The following is a 2704-nucleotide window of genomic DNA, read 5'->3' on the forward strand; positions in this document are numbered from 1 at the left end:
AAATCAATAATAGACACAATAATAACAATAACAATAGGAACTCTCTTAAGTTCACCAATTCTAATGATTAATTACACCTAAAGAATTTTGATTGTTATTCAGGAAGTCGATTACTTCACATAACACCATATTCACGCATCGGGCCATTCGGCCCTCGGTCCGGCAGAAGTTAGATGTGGTTCGAAGAGGCATTTCAGTAGCAGGGAAGCGTTATTCAGCCGGACACATCCCACCACCTAACCGCATCGCGGCCGCCCTCCGGGCTTAAGGTGCTGGGACATCGTGAATACAAGAACGTTATAAGAAATCCCCGCAAAGAACTATCAAAACATATAAAAGAGAGAGTGAAATGAATGAACTTATTAATTCGAGAGATAAATGAAAATGATCCAATCATCATTTCACATGCCTTTAAAGAACAAGGATGGAATAAACCAGTAGCTCAATATGAAAGATATATAACTGAACAGATTAATGGAGAACGAGTGACATTAATAGCTGAAATCGATGGCGTATTTGTTGGTTATGTGAATGTATTATGGGAGTCGTATTACCCTGAATTCATGGAAAAGAGCATCCCTGAGATTAATGATTTTAATGTTCTAGTAAAATACCGGGGACTTGGAATAGGATCAAAATTAATGGATAAGGCAGAAGAAATCATTAAGGAAAAATCTCTGATAGCTGGAATTGGGGTCGGCTTATTTAGTGATTATGGTATTGCTCAAGTGCTTTATGTAAGGCGCGGCTATATCCCTGACGGAAAAGGGATACATAATGGAAAAAACTACATAAGATACGGGGAAAGTGTAGTAATTGATGATGACATTGTTCTTTACTTTACTAAAAAGTTATAAGAATTTCACTTGATTGTAATGCTTCGAAGGCGGGGACATCTTATAACACCATGTTCACGCTTCGGGCCATTCGGCCCTCGGTCCGGACAGAAGTTAGATGTGGGTTCAGAGAAGTAATTAGCAGTAGCAGGGAAGCAGATTCAGCCGGACACATCCGCACCACCTAACCGCGTCGCGGCCGGCACCTGTCGGTGCCTTAAGGTGGTGGGACGTCGTGAACACATTAACGTTATAAGAAATCCCCGCAAGAACTCAAGTGCCAATTTGAAAGAGGGTAAATTCATGAAGCTTTATGATCTAGAACCAGTTTCTGATATGAGCCCAATAGTTGGCTTATTATATTCGATGATTTCTTACAATTATTTAAGACTCAAGCGATTAATTATGGATACCGATGAATATCTGTACTATCGGGGTCCAAATAATGATTTGAATTCTATTGCTCAACATGTAAGACATCTGATGGTAGTAGAACTTCATTGGATCTTTCGATTGCAAGGAAAACCTATCCCAAATGAGATGATCGAAAGATATGGGCCTATGTATGACGAGGAAGGTAAATTACCATTAGTATTCAATATGAAATTAGAAGATCTAATAACGGAATATGATGAAATTCAATTGAAGCTGAAATTAATATGTAAACAATTTAAAGATGAAGACCTGGAGACACAAATCCCATTTGAGAACGGAAACAAAGCAACAATTAAATGGGGAATCTGGCATATTGCCGATCACAGTAGGCACCATTATTCAAACATTGCTTTTTTGAAGAAGCTATATAAATTAAGTAATTGATTTGTAGGTAAATCCTTTGAAGGCGGGGACATCTTATAACACCATATTCACGCATCGGGGGACAAGCCCCCTCGGTCCGGGCCGGAGTTAGATGTGGATTCGGCGATGCTTTTGGCAGCAGCAGGAAGTGGAATCAGCCGGACACATCCATTCCCCTAAGATAGGAGCTATCTAAGGGGAATGGACGTCGTGAATACACGAACGTTATGTGAAATCCCAGCAAGTACATTTAAAACCGAGGAAAGAAGTGTTTGCTCTGAACATTAGAACTGCTGCTCGAGCTGTAATTATCAAAGACGAAAAGTTACTTGTCTTGAGAAGATCTGGGGTTCAGGGTGAGTTTTACGTTCTTCCAGGAGGAGGACAAAATCACGGGGAAAGTATAATTGAAACCTTAAAAAGAGAAGTGAAAGAAGAAGTTGAATTAGAAGTTATAGGAAATGAGCTCTTATTTATTAATGAATTTATTGCAAGAAGAGATTCTAAATTTTATGAACTTGAACCTGAAATACATCAAATAGATTTTACATTTTTATGTAACATTAATTACGATCAAAGTGCTGTAATGGGTCAGACACCTGATGTACATCAAATCGGAATTGCTTGGATCCCAATAATTGAAGTTATCGATTATGAAATGCATCCAAAGGATGATCTAAATTTTATAATGGGAGCACCAACAAGACATGCATTAGTAAATTGGATAATTAATAGAAATTCATATAAAACGCCTAGATTTATTGAAGGTTAAGCTTCGAAGGCTGGGACATCACATAACACCATATTCACGCATCGGGGCATTCGCCCCTCGGTCCACCCGAGGCATTTCGGAGATGCGGATTCAGGCGGACACACCCGCACCACCTAACCGCATCGCGGCCGCCACTTCGTGGCTTAAGGTGGTGGGGCGTCGTGAATACACGAACGTTATACGAAAGGACTGAAGAGCTGTTTGAAGTTCGTAAAAAAATATAAAGTACTTATTTCAATAGGTGTAGTTTTTTTCTTAACAGTTGCTTCTACACAATACTTAAAGCCGCATTATACTT

At 39.3% G+C, this 2704-nt stretch carries 3 protein-coding genes; all 3 read left to right on the forward strand.

Annotated features, from left to right (window positions below; all coding sequences use genetic code 11):
• The first annotated feature begins 353 nt into the window (after positions 1-353).
• On the forward strand, positions 354-857 hold the full coding sequence (locus tag E2980_RS23735) for a GNAT family N-acetyltransferase (protein WP_135154683.1): 504 nt from the start codon (positions 354-356) through the stop codon (positions 855-857).
• Positions 858-1139: 282 nt separating this feature from the next.
• Positions 1140-1655, forward strand: a complete 516-nt coding sequence (locus E2980_RS23740; protein WP_240703176.1) for a DinB family protein — start codon at positions 1140-1142, stop codon at positions 1653-1655.
• Positions 1656-1902: 247 nt separating this feature from the next.
• Entirely contained in the window at positions 1903-2406 is a 504-nt protein-coding gene (locus E2980_RS23745; RefSeq protein ID WP_167747244.1) for an NUDIX domain-containing protein, read from the forward strand.
• Positions 2407-2704: the final 298 nt, after the last annotated feature.

This window comes from Cohnella luojiensis (assembly GCF_004564235.1).
GTDB lineage: Bacteria > Bacillota > Bacilli > Paenibacillales > Paenibacillaceae > Cohnella > Cohnella luojiensis.

Excerpts from the sequence above, each read along its gene's own strand:
- E2980_RS23735 (WP_135154683.1), top strand. The coding sequence starts at position 354 with ATGAACTTATTAATTCGAGAGATAAATGAAAATGATCCAATCATCATT.
- E2980_RS23740 (WP_240703176.1), top strand. The coding sequence starts at position 1,140 with ATGAAGCTTTATGATCTAGAACCAGTTTCTGATATGAGCCCAATAGTT.